Origin of the sequence: Herbaspirillum seropedicae (genome assembly GCF_001040945.1) — a bacterium.
GTDB lineage: Bacteria > Pseudomonadota > Gammaproteobacteria > Burkholderiales > Burkholderiaceae_D > Herbaspirillum > Herbaspirillum seropedicae.
In genome coordinates this window covers 1,833,470-1,849,823 of record NZ_CP011930.1, presented here as the reverse complement: position 1 = coordinate 1,849,823, position 16,354 = coordinate 1,833,470, and the positions used below count along the sequence as shown (strand labels likewise).

Sequence of the window (16,354 nt, the reverse complement as noted above, 5' to 3'; positions counted from 1 at the left end):
CGGCATGCCGGCGGGATCGCCGGCCCTTCGGACGCCCCTGGCGGCGGCTGGCCTAATCGCGAGCTTGTTTATTTACTTATACGTAATCTGTATAAGCCTCATTTGTGGGAAAAATCGAATTACCTTAAAATACAAGGCTTTGCGGCGGGTTGCACAGCGGCATTCCGACGGCGCCCACAAGGCGGAGGATTGCCCAAAAATGCAGGCGCTCGGCTCGTCGACTGAACGTCGAGGGTGGGTTGACCAGCCGCAACAAGATTTTAACCGTGCCATATTGCCATCAATTGCGGCGCAGTTAGCCATCGGTTTGAAGAAATTTTACAGATAGGACAGTTATGACCCACGTTGTCACCGATTCCTGCGTCCGTTGCCGCTATACGGATTGCGTGGATGTTTGCCCGGTGGATTGCTTCCGCGAAGGCCCCAATTTCCTCGCGATTGACCCTGACGAATGCATCGACTGCGCCGTGTGCGTGGCCGAATGCCCGGTCAACGCGATCTACGCGGAAGAAGACGTGCCGGCCGACCAGCAGCAGTACATTGCCCTGAACGCCGAACTGTCCCGCAGCTGGCCCTCCATCACCAAGACCAAGGCGCCGCTGCCCGAAGCCGAGGAATGGAAGGACAAGACCGACAAGCTGCAATACCTGCAGCGCTGATCGCTGCGGTCGATCAAACCGGCCGGGCCTGGACCCGGCCAGAATTGCGGTTGCGCATCCAGCCTGGCAGCGTCCTTGCCCAAGCCAGATGCGCAGCCGTTTGTATTTGACCGGCAGCAAAGACCCTGCCGGCCACATGGGCTGCGCCGCCTGCGGCGCCAGCCGGCTGCATCTTCATTGGCCGATCCCACCGCCATACGGTACCGCCGTTAGCCCCTCGCGCAGCGCGCAAGTGTGAAAAGCCTCTCTACTGATCTGATCTACTGAAACAGGAATATCAAGAAATCATGGAAAACAATGTCCAGACTGCGGCAGCAAACGGTGTCATCGATGCCGACGCCGTCATCATCGGCGCCGGCCCGGTCGGCCTGTTCCAGGTGTTCGAACTTGGCCTCTTGGAAATCAAGGCGCACGTGATCGATTCCCTGCCGGTCGTCGGCGGCCAGTGCGTAGAGCTGTATCCGGACAAGCCCATCTATGACATCCCGGCCGTGCCGGTCTGCACCGGCCAGGAACTGACCGACAACCTGCTCAAGCAGATCGAGCCTTTCTCGCCCACCTTCCACCTGGGCCAGGAAGTGACCCTGGTGAACAAGCGCGAAGACGGCCGTTTCGACGTCGAAACCTCCACCGGCACCAAGTTCATCACCAAGACCATCTTCATCGCCGCTGGCGTGGGCTCGTTCCAGCCGCGCACCCTGAAGGTCGAGGGCATCGAGCAGTTCGAAGGCTCGCAGGTGTTCTACCGCGTCAAGGACCCGGCCCTGTTCGAAGGCAAGAACATCGTCATCTGCGGCGGCGGCGACTCCGCCCTGGACTGGGCGCTGAACTTCGTGGGCAAGGCCGAATCGGTGATCCTGCTGCACCGTCGTGAAGAATTCCGCGCAGCACCCGCATCGGTGGCCAAGATGAAGGAATTGTGCGAGCAGTATGAAATGCAACTGCTGATCGGCCAGGTCACCGGCACCGAGATCAAGGACGGCAAGCTGGCCGAGGTCAAGGTCACCGGCGCTGACGGTGTCACCCGCCGCCTGCCGCTGGACATGCTGCTGGTGTTCTTCGGCCTGTCGCCCAAGCTGGGCCCGATCGCCGAGTGGGGCCTGGAGATCGAGCGCAAGCAACTGAAGGTGATGGATACCGAGAAGTTCGAGACCAATGTCCCCGGCATCTTCGCCGTGGGCGACATCAACACCTATCCGGGCAAGAAGAAGCTGATCCTGTCGGGCTTCCACGAGGCCGCCCTGGCTGCCTTCGGCGCGGCGCCCTACATCTTCCCGGAAAAGAAGATCCACATGCAGTACACCACCACCTCGCCCAAGCTGCACAAGATCCTGGGCGTGGAAAGCCCGGTCTTCGACTGAGCTGGGCGGTCGACCCACTGGGTCGCGTCCTACAGAAGAGCCCCTGCCCTGTGCAGGGGCTTTTTTTTGGCGGGCTTGAGAGTGGTATTACCAGCAAGCAGGACCGCAGCCAAAGCGTGCTATGCTATTGCGTCGCAACAAGGATAGTATCGACAGAATGAAAACGAAACAATTCTGTCAGCCAACGATCATCGCCAAACGTTTGTGGCACATGCTTGCTGCGCACCTGGCCCGGCGTGTCGTCCGGGAGGGAAAGCCAGCCGGTGCTTGTATAAAGGTCAGCTATGCTTTATCAACTGCATGAACTCAATCGCGCGTTTCTGAACCCGATGATGCAATGGGCGGAGACCTCAGCCAAGCTTTTCTCGGACCCGGTTTCGCCGCTTGCCCACACCCCCTTCTCCCAGCGTATCGCAGCCGGCTATGAGCTGTTGTACCGCTTGTCCAAAGAATACGAAAAGCCGCAGTTCAACATCGACGCCGTGCCGGTCGATGGCAAGAGTGTGGGCATCGTCGAGGAAGTGGTGGAAGAAAAGCCCTTCTGCCGCCTGATCCATTTCCGCAAGGACCTCAGCGCGCGCCAGGCTACGGCCCTCAAGCAGCCTACCGTGCTGGTGGTGGCGCCGCTGTCGGGCCACCACTCCACCCTGCTGCGCGAGACCGTGCGCGCCCTGCTGCAGGAACACGATGTCTACATCACCGACTGGACCGATGCCCGCATGGTGCCGGTCGAGCAGGGAGCGTTCCATCTGCATGACTACGTCTATTACGTGCAAGACTTCATCCGCACGCTGGGTCCGGATGTGCATGTGATCTCGGTCTGCCAGCCCACCGTGCCGGTGCTGGCGGCCATCTCGCTCATGGCCAGCGCCAACGACCCCATGCTGCCCAAGAGCATGACCATGATGGGCGGCCCCATCGACGCCCGCAAGTCGCCCACGGCGGTCAATGACCTGGCCACCGAGAAGCCCTACTCCTGGTTCGAGAACACGGTGATCTACAGCGTGCCGGCCAACTACCCCGGCTTTGGCCGCAAGGTCTATCCGGGCTTCCTGCAGCACGCCGGCTTCGTGGCCATGAACCCGCGCCGCCATGCCCAGAGCCACTGGGATTTCTACATGCACCTGCGCGATGGCGACGACGCCTCGGCCGAAGAACACCGCAAGTTCTACGACGAATACAATGCCGTGCTGGACATGCCGGCCGAGTTCTATCTCGAAACCATCAAGGTGGTCTTCCAGGACTTCAACCTGGCCCGCGGCACCTGGGAAATCGAAGGCCAGCTGGTGCGCCCGCAAGACATCAAGTCGGTCGCCCTGTTCACCATCGAAGGCGAGCTCGATGACATCTCCGGCTCCGGCCAAACCCAGGCCGCGCAGGAGCTGTGCAGCAGCATTCCCAAGGCACGCAAGCAGCACTTCACCGTGCCCAAGGCCGGCCACTACGGCATCTTCTCGGGCCGCCGCTGGCGCGAGATCGTCTGTCCCAAGATCGGCGAATTCATCCGCGCCAACGCCTAAGCGCGATGTTCCCGGCCAGACGGCGCCCCGTTCCGACGGCGGCGCCGTTTTGCTTTGCGCAGCCGGCATGACTTGGCGGCGGTTTGGCCGGATAATAGCGCCCTTATTCTGCTGAACTGCCTGACCGACGTGCCGCCATCCGCCATCACCTCGTCCGCCTCGCTGGCCGACCGACTCGAAGACCTGCTGCCGCAGACCCAATGCACCAAGTGCGGCTATCCGGCCTGCCGCCCCTATGCCGAGGCCATCGCCGAAGGCCGCGCCTCGTACAACCAATGTCCGCCCGGCGGCCAGGAGGGGGTGGCGCGGCTGGCGCAGCTGCTGGGGCGACCAGTGATCCCGCTGAACCCGGAGCATGGCAGCGAACAACCGCGCCGCCTGGCCGTGATCGATGAAGCCGTCTGCATCGGCTGCACCCTGTGCATCCAGGCCTGCCCGGTCGACGCCATCGCCGGCGCGGCCAAGCAGATGCATACCGTGATCGACGCACTCTGTACCGGTTGCGATCTGTGCGTGGCGCCCTGCCCGGTCGATTGCATCAGCATGGTCGAGGTGACGCCGGGCCGTACCGGCTGGCAGGCCTGGCGCCAGGAACAGGCTGACGCCGCCCGCGCGCGCCATGCCTGGCGCACCCAGCGCCTGCGTCGCGACAAGGAAGAGAACGACGCCCGCCTGGCCGCCAAGGCCGCCGCCAAGTTGAAGGAAGTCGAAGCGGCCGCCGCCGGCACGCCCGAGGAACAGGCCGAACTGGCCCGCAAGAAAGCCATCATCCAGGCCGCCATGGAGCGCGCGCGCCTGAAGAAACTGCAGGCCGAACAGGCCAGCCATCCGACCGACAGCGAGCAAGCATGAATCCCACCAAACGCCGCGAGATCTTCGAGCGCCTGCGCCAGGCCAATCCCACCCCCACCACCGAGCTGGAATACACCACGCCCTTCGAGCTGCTCATTGCCGTGCTGCTCTCGGCGCAGGCCACCGATGTCTCGGTCAACAAGGCCACGCGCAAGCTCTACCCGGTGGCCAACACGCCCGAGGCGATCTACCGCATGGGCGTGGACCAGCTCATGCCCTACATCCAGACCATTGGCCTGTACCGCACCAAGGCCAAGAATGTCATCGAGACCTGCCGCATCCTGATCGAAGAACACGGCGGCCAAGTGCCGGAGTCGCGCGAGGCGCTCGAAGCGCTGCCGGGCGTGGGGCGCAAGACGGCCAATGTGGTCTTGAATACCGCCTTTGGCCATCCCACCATCGCGGTCGATACGCATATCTTCCGCGTGTCCAACCGCACGGGGCTGGCGCCGGGCAAGGATGTGGACGAGGTCGAGCGCAAGCTCATCAAGTTCGTCGCGCCCGAATTCCGCCAGGATGCCCATCACTGGCTGATCCTGCATGGCCGCTATACCTGCATCGCGCGCAAGCCGCAATGCTGGAACTGCATCATTGCCGACCTCTGCGAATTCAAGCAGAAGACCCCGCTGCCGAGCAAGGGCGTCTGAGCCCGCGCCTCACTGGCGCGGCAAGCCGTTGAAGCGCGCCACCGGTTGCCAGCGCTGGTCCTTGACCTCGTACATGGTAAAGCTGGGCTGCAAGAGATCGCCCTCTTCATTGAAGGCCACCGGCCCGCTGACGCCTTCGAAACGCAAGCGATGCATGGCCTCGGCAATGCGTTCGGGATCGGCGCTGCCCGCTTGGCGGATGCCCTGGATGATGGCCTGCGCGGCTTCATAGGCAAATACCGCGTACAGATCCATATCGGAATCGAAGTTCTCGCTATAGCGCTGGCGGAAGCTCTTCCAGCCCGGCATCTTGTCCTGCGGCGGGCCGGGCTCAAGCACCAGCGCGCCATTGGCATCAGGCCCGGCGCGCATGAGGAAAGGCAGGCCCAGCGTGCCGGGTGAAGCCATCAGGCGCGCATGCAGCTTGAGGCGGCGGATGGACTTGGCCAGCACCCCGGCCTGCCAGTCCAGTCCGCCGAAGAAGATCAGGTCTGGCTGCAGCTTGCGCGCCTCCAGCAGCGCAGCGTTGAAGTCCGAGGTCTTGTCGCTGACCGAGTAGCGCCCCACCACCTGGGCGCCGCGCTCGCTGGCCGTGCGCGCAAACTGCTCAGCCAGTCCCTGGCCAAAGGGCGTGCGGTCATCGATGGTCACGATCGTCCTGGTCTCAAGCTTGTCGACCGCATAGCCGGCTGCCAGCCGGCCCAGGCTCTCGTTATTGGGAATGGTGCGAAAGATGCGTGGATAGGACATGGCCGTGAGTCGCCGGCTCATTGCCGAGGGCGTGACCTGGATCACGCCCGCGCGATGATAGACCGGGGCTGCCGCCAGGCTGGTGCCGCTGGTCCAGTGGCCGACCACCGCGATGACCTGCTGCTGCACCAGGGAGCGCGCCACGAACTCGGCCGTGGCCGGATCGGCGCGGTCATCCTGGGCGATGAGCCTGAGCTGCCAGGACTTGCCGCCGATGCGCAGGCCGCGTCGGTTGGCCTCGGCCAGCGCCAGTTGCACACCATTCTGCATGCTCTTGCCGACGCCCCCGGAAGGTCCGCTCAAGGGGCCGGCAAAGCCGATGGCCAGCGTCGCTGTCTCTTGCCTGTCCGGCAACGGCGCGCGCGGCTGGGCTGTCGCCCCGACGGGCGCGCCCAGTGTGGCCAGCGCCAGCAGCGCAGCCAACAGCCTTGCAACACATTGCATGCACTATCCCTTCTCTAAACCGGGCCTCTTCCCCCCCTACCGGTAGACCCGGTGCGGCCGGTGCTGGCTGGATGGATTATTCGGATGCTTGTTGTACGGCAAGAATATTACTTCAGGAATGCTCTCACGTGGCGGTAGGCTTCAGGATGCCTGAAGCGGCAGACGTTGCAGCGTACAATACCGCTTTGTCACCGATCCTCTGCACCGCCATGTTCACGCCGTCCCAGCACGATGTCCGTCGTTTTTTCTGCGAAGCCTACCGCAAGCACCAGGGCAATGAGATCCTGACCCCGCTGGAAGCCATCGCCCGCGACTGGATCATGCAGCACCCCGAATACCACGAGGGACTGCGCGACGTGGAAGAAGCCCTGGCGGCGGACTATTCGGTCGAACGCGGCCAGACCAATCCCTTCCTGCACCTGTCGATGCACCTGTCGATCACGGAGCAGATCTCGATCGACCAGCCACCGGGCATCCGCGCCGCCTTCCAGCTGCTGGCGCAGCGCCGCGGCTCCGAGCACGAAGCGCATCACGAGATCATGGAAGCCTTGGGCGAGATGATCTGGAATGCCCAGCGCAGCGGCCTGCCGCCGGATGGGGCGGCCTATATCGAGAATATCAAGCGCAGGGCGCAAGGATAAATCTGGCGCGCATGCAAAAAAGCCACGCCGCAGACAACTGCCGGCGTGGCTTCAGTGCTTGGGTGGTGCGCCTACTTACGCACCACCAGGCTACCCGGCAAGCTATGCAGATAAGCGGCGATATCGTTGATATCGCGATCACTGAGCGGCTTGGCCTGGGCTGACATGATGGCGTTGTTGCGCCCGTTCATGGCCGTGTTGCCGCGCCGGTAGGCGGTCAGGGCGTGCTTGAGATAATCGGCATGCTGGCCGGCCAGCTTGGGATAGGCCGGTTCGGTGGGCGAGTTGTAGTCCTTGCCATGGCAGGAAGCGCAGTTGTACTTTTCGGTCAGCGCGCGGCCATTGGCTACGTCAGCGGCATTGGCGGCCTGCGTGCACAGGGTTGCCGCAGCCAGCAGGCACAGGGTGATCAGGTTCTTCTTCATCTCGTGGCTCCCCCTCACTTCTGCTGCGAATAGTAGGCGGCCAGGTCGGCGATGTCCTGGTCCGACAGGCTGGCGGCCACCCCCATCATGGAGGGATGCTTGCGCTCCCCCTTCTGGTAGGCGCGCAGGGCGCTTTCGATGTAGGCGGCGGACTGGCCGCCCAGCATCGGCACCTGATAGACCTCGGGATAGCTGGCCTTGTAGCCAGGGATGCCATGGCAACCGATGCACATGGAGACTTTGTTTTCAGCAGCCTTGGCATTGCCGACGATGTCCGCCGCAGACGCACTGCCGACTACGCCGACGAGGGCAAGAAACACGAGGTGTTTTTTCATGTGAGCAGGGTAAGGTGATTGGACTTGCCATCCGCCCCACCCAGACAGCTGCGTGGCGGACACCCGACGAAACGCATCTTTTGCTACCAGCGGCAAACTTTATCGTGCTTGTTAGATTGTCCTGGTGTTGCAGGTTTGGCTGTTCTGCTATGGCTCAACCGATGTTTCGGCTCAAGCTGGTCTCTCCACTCCCCCTGCCTTGCGCAAAAAACGATTTGATTCTAACCAATAAAACCGCGAGCGTCATCCCTGTCAAAAAACTGCGCCCATGGCCCGCAACAGCCCAACCGGCGCGGGCTGCGGCCTGCTGACGCAGTTGTGTGCAATGCAATATCCGAAGCGATGAAAAGTGCCGCCGGGGCGACTTCAGGCCACATGTCGACGTACAGAAGACTGCACCTCGTCATCACGCTCAACTGAAGCCAGGCGCGACATCTGATGGTCCGGGCCGGGACCGTCGCCGCCGTCGTCATCGTCCTGCTCATCCTCGTCGGACTCATCCCGCACTGCCGCATGCGCGCGCTCGGGCAAGATGAAGAACAAGGGACGCACGACGAAACGGCGCAACACTGCCCGCATGGCCACGTTGCGTGCGCGTCGTGGCAAATCGCGCGAACGCAGGGCCAGCGCGAGCGCGCAGGCGAACGCCACGGCGACCGACAGCAAGCCGGTGATGGCCACCCCGCCGGCGGCCAGCCAGAAGGCCGGCGTCGTCAGCGCTTGCCAGCCCAGGCTGAAGGCGGCCGCCGTCAAGGTGCCGGCGGCCAGGGTGACATGGCGGATATCCAGCGGCAGGCTGAAGAAGGCCGCGACCACCGGCGCCATGCCCAGCAGCAGCGCCAGCGCAAAGCTGCCGGCAATGGTGGCGACATTGCGTTCCAGCCAGGCCGCGCAACGCTGGGCGCGCAAGGCCCCCAGGCCATGCACCAGGCGCCGGTGGTTGGAGACCACCTCGCGCACCCGGCGCAGTGCAAACCAGTTGTCGGCAAAGCCCGCCACCAGGCTGGCCAGCCACAGCAGCACGCCGGTCAAGGCGGCGTAGAGGGGCGTGGGGCCGACCAGCGACAGCGAGGCCACGCTTTGGCGCGCGGCCTCCAGCGACATGGGCCGGCGGTCCAGCGCAAACCAGCCCAGCGCACACAGCGCCGCCGTCACCGGCACGACCGCCAGCAAATTGCCAAAGATGCCCGCCGATTGCGAACGCAGCAATCGTCCCGACTCGGCGATCAAATCGCGCATGCCCTCGGCATCCAGGTCGCCCATGCGCGAGGCCAGCGCGGGTGCGGTCACGGCAGGCTGACGGGTGGCCAGCACGCCGCCGAGCGCGGCGATGAGGAGGAAACTGGCGGCATAGTTCAAGGAGGCTAGCGCCCCGTCAACGAAATGGACCACGCCCAGCGTAGAGAGGCTTTGCTTGAGCAGCGCGGTAGCGGCGATGACCGCCCCGCCCAGCAGGCCGGCGCGCATCACACGGCGGTAACCCGCCGCATCGCGGGCAATGGCCTGCTCGCGGTGGTCGGCGTTGCGCTCCACCATCTTGCGCGCCAGCAGCGCAAAGCTGCGCCGCATCAGGCCGCGCACCGAGTCGCGATGATGGTGGGCGGAGATCAGGTCGCACAGCAGCAGTTGCACCCGCCCCGCCCCCGGCTTGACCGCCATCCCCGGCACGGCCGGGCTGATCGCCGGCCCCGGCATGCCCGAGCGCACGTCGATCAGGCGCCCGATGCGCTGCAGATGCGCGCGCATGCGCTCGACCCGGTAGACCAGGCTGACCGAGACGCCATATTCATCCAGGTGGGCATAGATGCGGTCGGTCTGCGCATGGCACACCGCCACCAGCATGCGCACGCTGCGCAAGGCGCCCATGTCGCCCGGCTGGGCGCGCAGCCAGGCTTCCATCTCGCGGCGCAACGCCAGGAAGGGGGTGGCGCGCATGGGCATCTTCGGTTCCAGGCGCTGGCGGAAGGCCGGGCTGATGCCATCGGCCACCACCGTCGTGGTCAGGTAGGTGATGGCTTCCTCGATCTGCTGCCAGTACATGTGCGAGATGCCATCGTCGGCCATGAGCTTCCACAGGCGCTGCAGCAGGTCATTGTCCAGCTCCAGCAGCCAGACGGCGTCGTCCGGGTCGGGGAACATGGCAGTGAAGAGCGAAGACAGGTCGGTGGGCGACAGGTGCCGGGGCAGGATCAGCCGCGCCAGGCGTTCGGACAGTTCACCGAAGAAGCCGGGTTCGTGGGGAAGTCCGGTGGTAGAGAAGAGTTCGGGGCCGGTGGCTTCGCGCAACGTTTTTTGCAGCGCATTCTGTACCGCCCGGCGCACCTCGCGGTGCTGGTCCAGCCAGTCCAGCAGGATGGCCAGCCGCTCACGGCGCACCTGATGCCAGGCCCGGCGATCGAGGAAGGATACCGCCGGGCGATGACGCAGCCATTCGACCACGTCTATCATCCAGTTGGCCCGCTCATGCCAGCTGGAGGCCGGATCGGCGCGGCGCATCAACACCTCCAGCTGACGTCCGACATCCTGGCGATCCATGTAGCGCGCCTGCATGCCGTGACGCATTCGTCTCCACACCACCAGCATCTTGAAGAAAAGGAATTTCATGAGCAGTGAGCGCCGGGGCGCTGTCAGTTCTGTCAGTTGTTGCATGCGGAAAACCGTATATAGGAACGGTTTCGCCAATTTCAAGCGAAGTCAGCGGGCCGGGGTTTTCCCTTATACTCGAGGAAACCTGCGGTCCTGCTGCTGCAACGCCGCATCCAAACGCCGCCCCGACCCCAGCAACTGACAAGGACAGCATCCATGCCAGATCATTCCACCGCCCCTGCAAACCCGATCAAATTCACCGGCAGCGAAAACTACGTCGCCACCGATGACCTCAAGCTGGCCGTCAACGCCGCCCTCACCCTGCAACGTCCGCTGCTGATCAAGGGCGAACCCGGCACCGGCAAGACCATGCTGGCCGAGGAAGTGGCCGCGGCCCTGGGCCGGCCCTTGCTGCAATGGCATATCAAGTCCACCACCAAGGCCCAGCAGGGCTTGTACGAATACGATGCAGTCTCGCGCCTGCGCGATTCGCAGCTGGGGGAAGAACGCGTCAAGGACATCCACAACTACATCGTCAAGGGCGTGCTGTGGCAGGCCTTCACCGCTGACGAGCCGGTGGTGCTGCTGATCGACGAGATCGACAAGGCCGACATCGAATTTCCCAATGACCTGCTGCGCGAACTCGACCGCATGGAGTTCTACGTCTACGAGACGCGCGAACTGGTGCGCGCCCGGCATCGTCCGCTGGTAGTCATCACCTCCAACAACGAGAAGGAACTGCCGGACGCCTTCCTGCGCCGCTGCTTCTTCCACTACATCAAGTTCCCGGACAAAGAGACCATGCAGAGCATCGTCGATGTGCACTTTCCGCACATCAAGCGCGATCTGCTGGCGCGGGCGCTGGACGCCTTCTACCAGGTGCGCGACGTGCCCGGCATCAAGAAGAAGCCCTCCACCTCGGAACTGATCGACTGGCTCAAGCTGCTCATGGCCGAAGACATCCCGCCCGAAGCCCTGCACAGCCAGGACAACAAGGCGGTAGTGCCGCCGCTGCACGGTGCGCTGCTCAAGAACGAGCAGGATGTGCATCTGTTCGAGCGCCTGGTCTTCATGTCGCGCAACCATCGCTGACCCTGCCCCCCCTCCTACCTGCCGGAGCCGCCATGCAATTCCTCTCGCCGATCACCCTCAAGGGCCAGTTCGCCACCATCGAACCGCTGCATCCCGAGCACCACGATGCGCTCATCGCGGCCGTCTCGGACGGCAAGCTATGGAAGCTCTGGTACACCGCCGTCCCCAAGCCGGAGAACATGCGCGCCGAGATCGAACGCCGCCTGCACCTGCAGCAGCAGGGCAGCATGCTGCCCTTCGTGATCCGCCGTAACGACACCGGCGCGCTGTGCGGCATGACCACCTACATGAATGCCGACTCGGTGCATCGGCGCGTGGAGATCGGTTCCACCTGGTACGCCGCCAGCGCCCAGCGCACCGGCATCAATACCGAGTGCAAGCTGATGATGCTGACCCACGCCTTCGAAGACATGCACTGCATCGCCGTGGAATTCCGCACCCACTGGATGAACCAGCAATCGCGCGCCGCCATTGCCCGGCTGGGCGCCAAGCAGGACGGCGTGCTGCGCAACCACATGCGCATGCCGGATGGCTCCTATCGTGACACGGTGGTGTTTTCCATCATCGAATCGGAATGGCCCACGGTGCGCCGCCATCTGCAGTTCAAGCTAGGCCGCTGAAGCCGTACCCATGCTGATCGATTTCTTCTACACCGTGAAACAGGCTGGCGTGCCAGTCTCGATCAAGGAATTCCTGACCCTGCTGGAGGCGATGGACAAGCAGGTCATCTCGCCCTCGCTGGACGAGTTCTACTTCCTCTCGCGGCTGACGCTGGTCAAGGACGAGGCCCACTTCGACAAGTTCGATCGCGCCTTTGGCGCCTACTTCAAGGGCATCGAAACGATCTTCGAGAAGCGCCCGGAGATTCCACTGGAATGGCTGGTCAAGCAGTTGCAGCGCGATCTGACGCCCGAGCAGAAGGCCGCCATCGAGAAGTTCGGCTATGACAAGCTGATGGACCGCTTGAAGCAATTGCTGGAAGAACAGAAGGAGCGCCACGAAGGCGGCAGCAAGTGGATCGGCACCGGCGGCGTCTCCCCGTTCGGCCATGGCGGCTACAACCCCGAGGGCATCCGCATCGGTGGCAAGGGCGGCCAGCGCAGCGCCGTAAAGGTCTGGGAAGAACGCCAATACCAGGATTACGATGGCGAGCGTGAGCTCGGTACGCGCAACATCAAGGTAGCGCTGCGCCGCCTGCGCCGCTTTGCGCGTGAAGGACTGGACGAGGAGCTGGCGCTGGACGACACCATCCGCGCCACCGCCAGCAATGCCGGCTACCTGGATATCCGCATGCAGCCCGAGCGCAAGAACAAGATCAAGGTGCTGATGCTCTTTGACGTGGGCGGCTCCATGGATGACCATATCGCCCGCACCGAAGAACTGTTCTCGGCGGCGCGTACCGAATTCAAGAACATGGAGTTCTTCTACTTCCACAACTGCGTCTATGACTACCTGTGGAAGAACAACCGCCGCCGCCATGCCGAACGCTTCCCGACCTGGGACGTGCTGCGCAAGTACACACCCGACACCAAGCTCATCTTCGTGGGCGACGCCACCATGAGCCCCTACGAGATCGTACAGCCGGGCGGCGCGGTGGAATACAACAATGCCGAGGCCGGCGCCGAATGGCTGCAGCGCTTTACCAGCACCTTCCCGCATTTCGTCTGGCTCAATCCCGAACCGGAAGGGCTGTGGCAATACCGCCAATCGATCGCCCTGATCCGCCAGTTGATGAATGACCGCATGTTCCCGCTGACCATGGATGGACTGGAAGGGGCGATGCGCTTGCTGAGCAAGTAAGCGGCGTTTTCGTTCCCCCTCCCTACCGTTCGGACTGAGTAGCCGCTTGCGGCCACCTCCCGGAGCGCCTTCGATACGCCGCGTTGCGGCTACTCAGTCCGAACGGATTGATATGATTCAGGCGGCAACGGGGGTATAACCCGCTTCTTCGATGGCCTCGGCAAACTGCTGCGCCGGCAGGCTGCTGTCGATGACCACGCGCTTGTCGGCCACGGTGATATCGACCTTGGCATTGGCGTCCACCTCCTTGACGGCCTTGGTGATGACACCGGCGCAGTGGTTGCAGGTCATGTCGTTGACGGTGAAGGTGGTGCTCATGGCGTTTCCTTTCATAAAAGAGAAGATGACATTGGCAGAAGCTTAAACCTTCCCGCCATGGCAAGGTCAAGCGCGACTGCATGCCAGGATGCGTCATGCGACAATCGGGCTTGACCTTACCCTCATGGGAAGGATGATGATGCAGGCATCGACTTCATCTTTCCGGACAATTCGCATGAATGATTCCACTGCCACCCGCACCGACATCAGCCTCGACATCGAAGGCATGAGCTGCGCCTCCTGCGTGATGCGCGTCGAGAAAGTGCTCAAGAAGATCCCCGGCGTCACCGAGGTCAGCGTCAACCTGGCCACCGAGCGCGCCAGCATCGTCACTGCCGGCGCGGTCGCGCCGGAGCAGCTCATCGCCGCCATCGAAAAGGCCGGCTACCACGCCCGCGCGCACCTGCCCGAGGAGGCCGCCCCCACCGCCAAAACGGCCCTGTCCTCCTGGTGGCCGGTAGCGCTATCTGCCGCGCTATCGCTGCCGCTGGTGCTGCCCATGCTGCTGGCGCCGCTGGGCGTGCACTGGAGCCTGCCGCCGCTGTGGCAATGGCTCTTGGCCACGCCGGTGCAGTTCTGGCTGGGCTGGCGCTTCTACCACGCCGGCTGGGGTGCGCTGCGCGCGCGCTCGGGCAACATGGATCTGCTGGTGGCGCTGGGCACCAGCGCGGCCTATGGCCTGTCGCTGTGGCAATGGCTGACCCTGCCCACCATGCCCGGCCATGCGATGGCCATGCCCCACCTCTACTTCGAGAGCTCGGCCGTGGTGATCACGCTGGTGCTGCTGGGCAAATGGCTGGAAGGCCGCGCCAAGCGCCAGACCGCCGACGCCATCGCCGCGCTCAACGCCTTGCGTCCGGAGAACGCCCGCGTGCGCCGCGATGGGCAAGACATCGAGGTGCCGCTGGCCCAGGTTCGCGTAGGTGATCTGGTGGTGCTACGCCCCGGCGAGCGGGTGCCGGTCGATGGCGTGGTGCGCGAGGGCCGCAGCCATCTGGACGAAGCCATGCTGACCGGCGAGAGCCGCCCGCAAGCCAAGCAAGCCGGCGACCCGCTGACCGCGGGTTCCATCAATGCCGAGGGGGTGCTGGTAATGGAGACCACGGCCATCGGCGCCGAGACGGTGCTGGCGCGCATCGTGCGCATGGTGGAGCAGGCCCAGGCGGCCAAGGCCCCGATCCAGCGCCTGGTGGACCAGGTCAGCGCCGTGTTCGTGCCAGCAGTGCTGCTGCTGTCACTGCTGACGCTGCTGGGCTGGGGCCTGGTGCAGGGCAATTGGGAACAGGCGCTGCTCAATGCCGTGGCGGTGATGGTGATCGCCTGCCCCTGCGCACTGGGCCTGGCCACGCCCACGGCCATCATGGCCGGCACCGGCGTGGCGGCGCGCCACGGTATCCTGATCAAGGACGCCGAAGCACTGGAGATCGCCCACCGGGTCAATGCGGTGGCCTTCGACAAGACCGGCACCCTCACCCTCGGCCATCCGCGCCTGCTCGAGCTGGAAGCGACTCCATCCACGCAGCCCGATGAACTGCTGGCGCTGGCGGCGGCGCTGCAAGCCCATAGCGAGCATCCGCTCGGACGCGCCGTGCGGGAAGCCGCTGCGCAGTCGGCCCAGGCAGCCCGGCAGGCCGAACAGGTGCGCAGCGTGGCCGGCCTGGGCATCGAAGGCGTCGTCGAGGGACGTCAACTGATGCTGGGCAGCAGCCGCTGGATGCAGCAATTGCAGGCACACGCCCCGGCCCTGCAAGCGCGCGCCGAGCAGTTGCAAGCCCAGGGGCGCACCCTGTCATGGCTGGCGCGGCGCAATGACAGCGGGGTCGAGGTGCTGGGACTGCTGGCCTTCGGCGACCAGATCAAACCCGGCGCGCAGGCCGCCATCGCCACGCTGCACCGCATGGGCGTGCGCAGCGCCATGCTCAGCGGCGACAACCTCGGCGCGGCGCAACAGGTGGCCAGCGAACTGGGCATCCAGGAAGTGCGCGCCGAAGTACTGCCGGCCGACAAGGCCGAGGCCGTCACGGCGCTGCGCCAAGGCGGCGCGCAGGTGGTGGCGATGGTGGGCGATGGCGTCAACGACGCGCCCGCGCTGGCGGCAGCCGATGTCGGCATGGCCATGTCCACCGGCACCGACGTGGCCATGCAGGCCGCCGGGGTGACGCTGATGCACGGCGATCCCGGGCTGGTGGCCGACGCCATCGACATCTCTCGGCGCACCTACGCCAAGATCCGCCAGAACCTGTTCTGGGCCTTCATCTACAACCTGGTCGGCATCCCCCTGGCCGCGCTGGGCCTGCTCAACCCCATGCTGGCGGGCGCAGCGATGGCCTTTTCCAGCGTCAGCGTCGTCAGCAACGCCCTGCTGCTGCGCCGCTGGCGGCCCCATGCGCCCGTCAGCACCAAGGAGTGAATCCATGAATATCGGAGAAGCGGCCAGCGCCTCGGGCGTCTCGGCCAAGATGATCCGCCACTATGAAGAGACCGGGCTCATCCCCCGCGCCAGCCGCACCGATGCGGGCTATCGCGTCTATGGGCAGCGCGATGTGCACTTGCTGCGCTTCATCCGGCAGGCCCGCCAGCTGGGCTTTTCCATGGCCCAGGTGAGCGACCTGATCGGCCTGTGGCTGGACCAGTCGCGCCCCAGCCGCAAGGTCAAGCAACTGGCGCAGACCCACATCGCCGAACTGGAGCAGCGCATCAGTGAATTGCAGGGTATGAAAGCCACGCTGGAACAGCTGGTGCAGGGTTGCCATGGCGACAACCGGCCCGACTGTCCCATCCTCGAGGCGCTGGGAGGGGATGCAGACTGTTGTGCTGTCCACGGCAGGCACGGCGACTGAAGGCGGCAGGCGAACTCCCGCCCTGCGAGACAGGTATGCCGGGAATACGGCAGAATGCCAACTGCGGCGACGTCAGTTCGCCCG

Annotated in this window: 16 protein-coding genes; 11 read left to right on the top strand and 5 right to left on the bottom strand. The window is 64.3% G+C overall.

What is annotated here, in order from left to right; translation table 11 throughout:
• Positions 1 to 335: 335 nt before the first annotated feature.
• The 5 genes from fdxA to nth all read left to right on the top strand — a co-directional run bounded on the left by fdxA (position 336) and on the right by nth (position 5,039).
• A complete protein-coding gene (gene fdxA, locus ACP92_RS08055; protein ID WP_013233640.1) occupies positions 336 to 659 on the top strand; it encodes a ferredoxin FdxA in 324 nt (107 codons plus the stop codon).
• A 287-nt stretch (positions 660 to 946) separates the two neighbouring features.
• Positions 947 to 2,020 carry an NAD(P)/FAD-dependent oxidoreductase gene (locus ACP92_RS08050; protein ID WP_013233638.1) on the top strand — a complete coding sequence of 358 codons (1,074 nt, stop codon included), beginning with the start codon at positions 947 to 949 and terminating at the stop codon, positions 2,018 to 2,020.
• A 284-nt stretch (positions 2,021 to 2,304) separates the two neighbouring features.
• Complete coding sequence (locus ACP92_RS08045) at positions 2,305 to 3,540, top strand: polyhydroxyalkanoate depolymerase (RefSeq protein WP_013233636.1); 1,236 nt, start codon at positions 2,305 to 2,307, stop codon at positions 3,538 to 3,540.
• 129 nt (positions 3,541 to 3,669) lie between these two features.
• A complete protein-coding gene (rsxB, locus tag ACP92_RS08040; RefSeq protein WP_013233635.1) occupies positions 3,670 to 4,392 on the top strand; it encodes an electron transport complex subunit RsxB in 723 nt (240 codons plus the stop codon).
• The gene (gene nth / locus ACP92_RS08035) at positions 4,389 to 5,039 is read left to right on the top strand and encodes an endonuclease III (protein ID WP_013233634.1); all 651 of its coding nucleotides are present in this window, start codon (positions 4,389 to 4,391) and stop codon (positions 5,037 to 5,039) included. The genes rsxB and nth overlap by 4 nt, the downstream gene beginning before the upstream one ends.
• Before the next feature lie 9 nt (positions 5,040 to 5,048).
• Here nth and ACP92_RS08030 read toward each other — a convergent pair whose 3' ends face one another.
• Positions 5,049 to 6,233, bottom strand: a complete 1,185-nt coding sequence (locus ACP92_RS08030) for a branched-chain amino acid ABC transporter substrate-binding protein (protein ID WP_013233633.1) — start codon at positions 6,231 to 6,233, stop codon at positions 5,049 to 5,051.
• A 209-nt stretch (positions 6,234 to 6,442) separates the two neighbouring features.
• Between ACP92_RS08030 and ACP92_RS08025 the strand changes: the two genes are divergently transcribed.
• The gene (locus tag ACP92_RS08025; RefSeq protein WP_013233632.1) at positions 6,443 to 6,874 is read left to right on the top strand and encodes a DUF1841 family protein; all 432 of its coding nucleotides are present in this window, start codon (positions 6,443 to 6,445) and stop codon (positions 6,872 to 6,874) included.
• A gap of 71 nt (positions 6,875 to 6,945) precedes the next feature.
• Here ACP92_RS08025 and ACP92_RS08020 read toward each other — a convergent pair whose 3' ends face one another.
• From ACP92_RS08020 to ACP92_RS08010, 3 genes are all read right to left on the bottom strand, one after another.
• Positions 6,946 to 7,299 carry a c-type cytochrome gene (locus ACP92_RS08020; RefSeq protein ID WP_013233631.1) on the bottom strand — a complete coding sequence of 118 codons (354 nt, stop codon included), beginning with the start codon at positions 7,297 to 7,299 and terminating at the stop codon, positions 6,946 to 6,948.
• Positions 7,300 to 7,313: 14 nt separating this feature from the next.
• Positions 7,314 to 7,634: a c-type cytochrome gene (locus ACP92_RS08015; RefSeq protein WP_013233630.1), complete on the bottom strand. Its 321-nt coding sequence runs from the start codon at positions 7,632 to 7,634 to the stop codon at positions 7,314 to 7,316.
• Between the two features lie 366 nt (positions 7,635 to 8,000).
• A complete protein-coding gene (locus ACP92_RS08010; protein ID WP_041311668.1) occupies positions 8,001 to 10,238 on the bottom strand; it encodes a site-specific recombinase in 2,238 nt (745 codons plus the stop codon).
• 198 nt (positions 10,239 to 10,436) lie between these two features.
• On the opposite strand from ACP92_RS08010, the gene ACP92_RS08005 reads away from it, so the two are divergent.
• From ACP92_RS08005 to ACP92_RS07995, 3 genes are read left to right on the top strand one after another with little or no spacing between them, the layout of a single operon-like run.
• Positions 10,437 to 11,312 carry an AAA family ATPase gene (locus ACP92_RS08005; RefSeq protein WP_013233626.1) on the top strand — a complete coding sequence of 292 codons (876 nt, stop codon included), beginning with the start codon at positions 10,437 to 10,439 and terminating at the stop codon, positions 11,310 to 11,312.
• Between the two features lie 32 nt (positions 11,313 to 11,344).
• Entirely contained in the window at positions 11,345 to 11,932 is a 588-nt protein-coding gene (locus ACP92_RS08000; RefSeq protein ID WP_013233625.1) for a GNAT family N-acetyltransferase, read from the top strand.
• A gap of 10 nt (positions 11,933 to 11,942) precedes the next feature.
• The gene (locus tag ACP92_RS07995; RefSeq protein WP_013233624.1) at positions 11,943 to 13,112 is read left to right on the top strand and encodes a vWA domain-containing protein; all 1,170 of its coding nucleotides are present in this window, start codon (positions 11,943 to 11,945) and stop codon (positions 13,110 to 13,112) included.
• Positions 13,113 to 13,229: 117 nt separating this feature from the next.
• Here the strand turns inward: ACP92_RS07995 and ACP92_RS07990 are convergent, their stop codons facing one another.
• The gene (locus ACP92_RS07990; RefSeq protein WP_013233623.1) at positions 13,230 to 13,430 is read right to left on the bottom strand and encodes a heavy-metal-associated domain-containing protein; all 201 of its coding nucleotides are present in this window, start codon (positions 13,428 to 13,430) and stop codon (positions 13,230 to 13,232) included.
• A gap of 175 nt (positions 13,431 to 13,605) precedes the next feature.
• Between ACP92_RS07990 and ACP92_RS07985 the strand changes: the two genes are divergently transcribed.
• Together ACP92_RS07985 and cueR are read left to right on the top strand one after the other, a co-directional pair.
• Positions 13,606 to 15,840, top strand: coding sequence for a heavy metal translocating P-type ATPase (locus ACP92_RS07985; protein ID WP_013233622.1), 2,235 nt, complete (start codon positions 13,606 to 13,608; stop codon positions 15,838 to 15,840).
• A 4-nt stretch (positions 15,841 to 15,844) separates the two neighbouring features.
• Positions 15,845 to 16,270 carry a Cu(I)-responsive transcriptional regulator gene (cueR, locus tag ACP92_RS07980; protein WP_013233621.1) on the top strand — a complete coding sequence of 142 codons (426 nt, stop codon included), beginning with the start codon at positions 15,845 to 15,847 and terminating at the stop codon, positions 16,268 to 16,270.
• Positions 16,271 to 16,354: the final 84 nt, after the last annotated feature.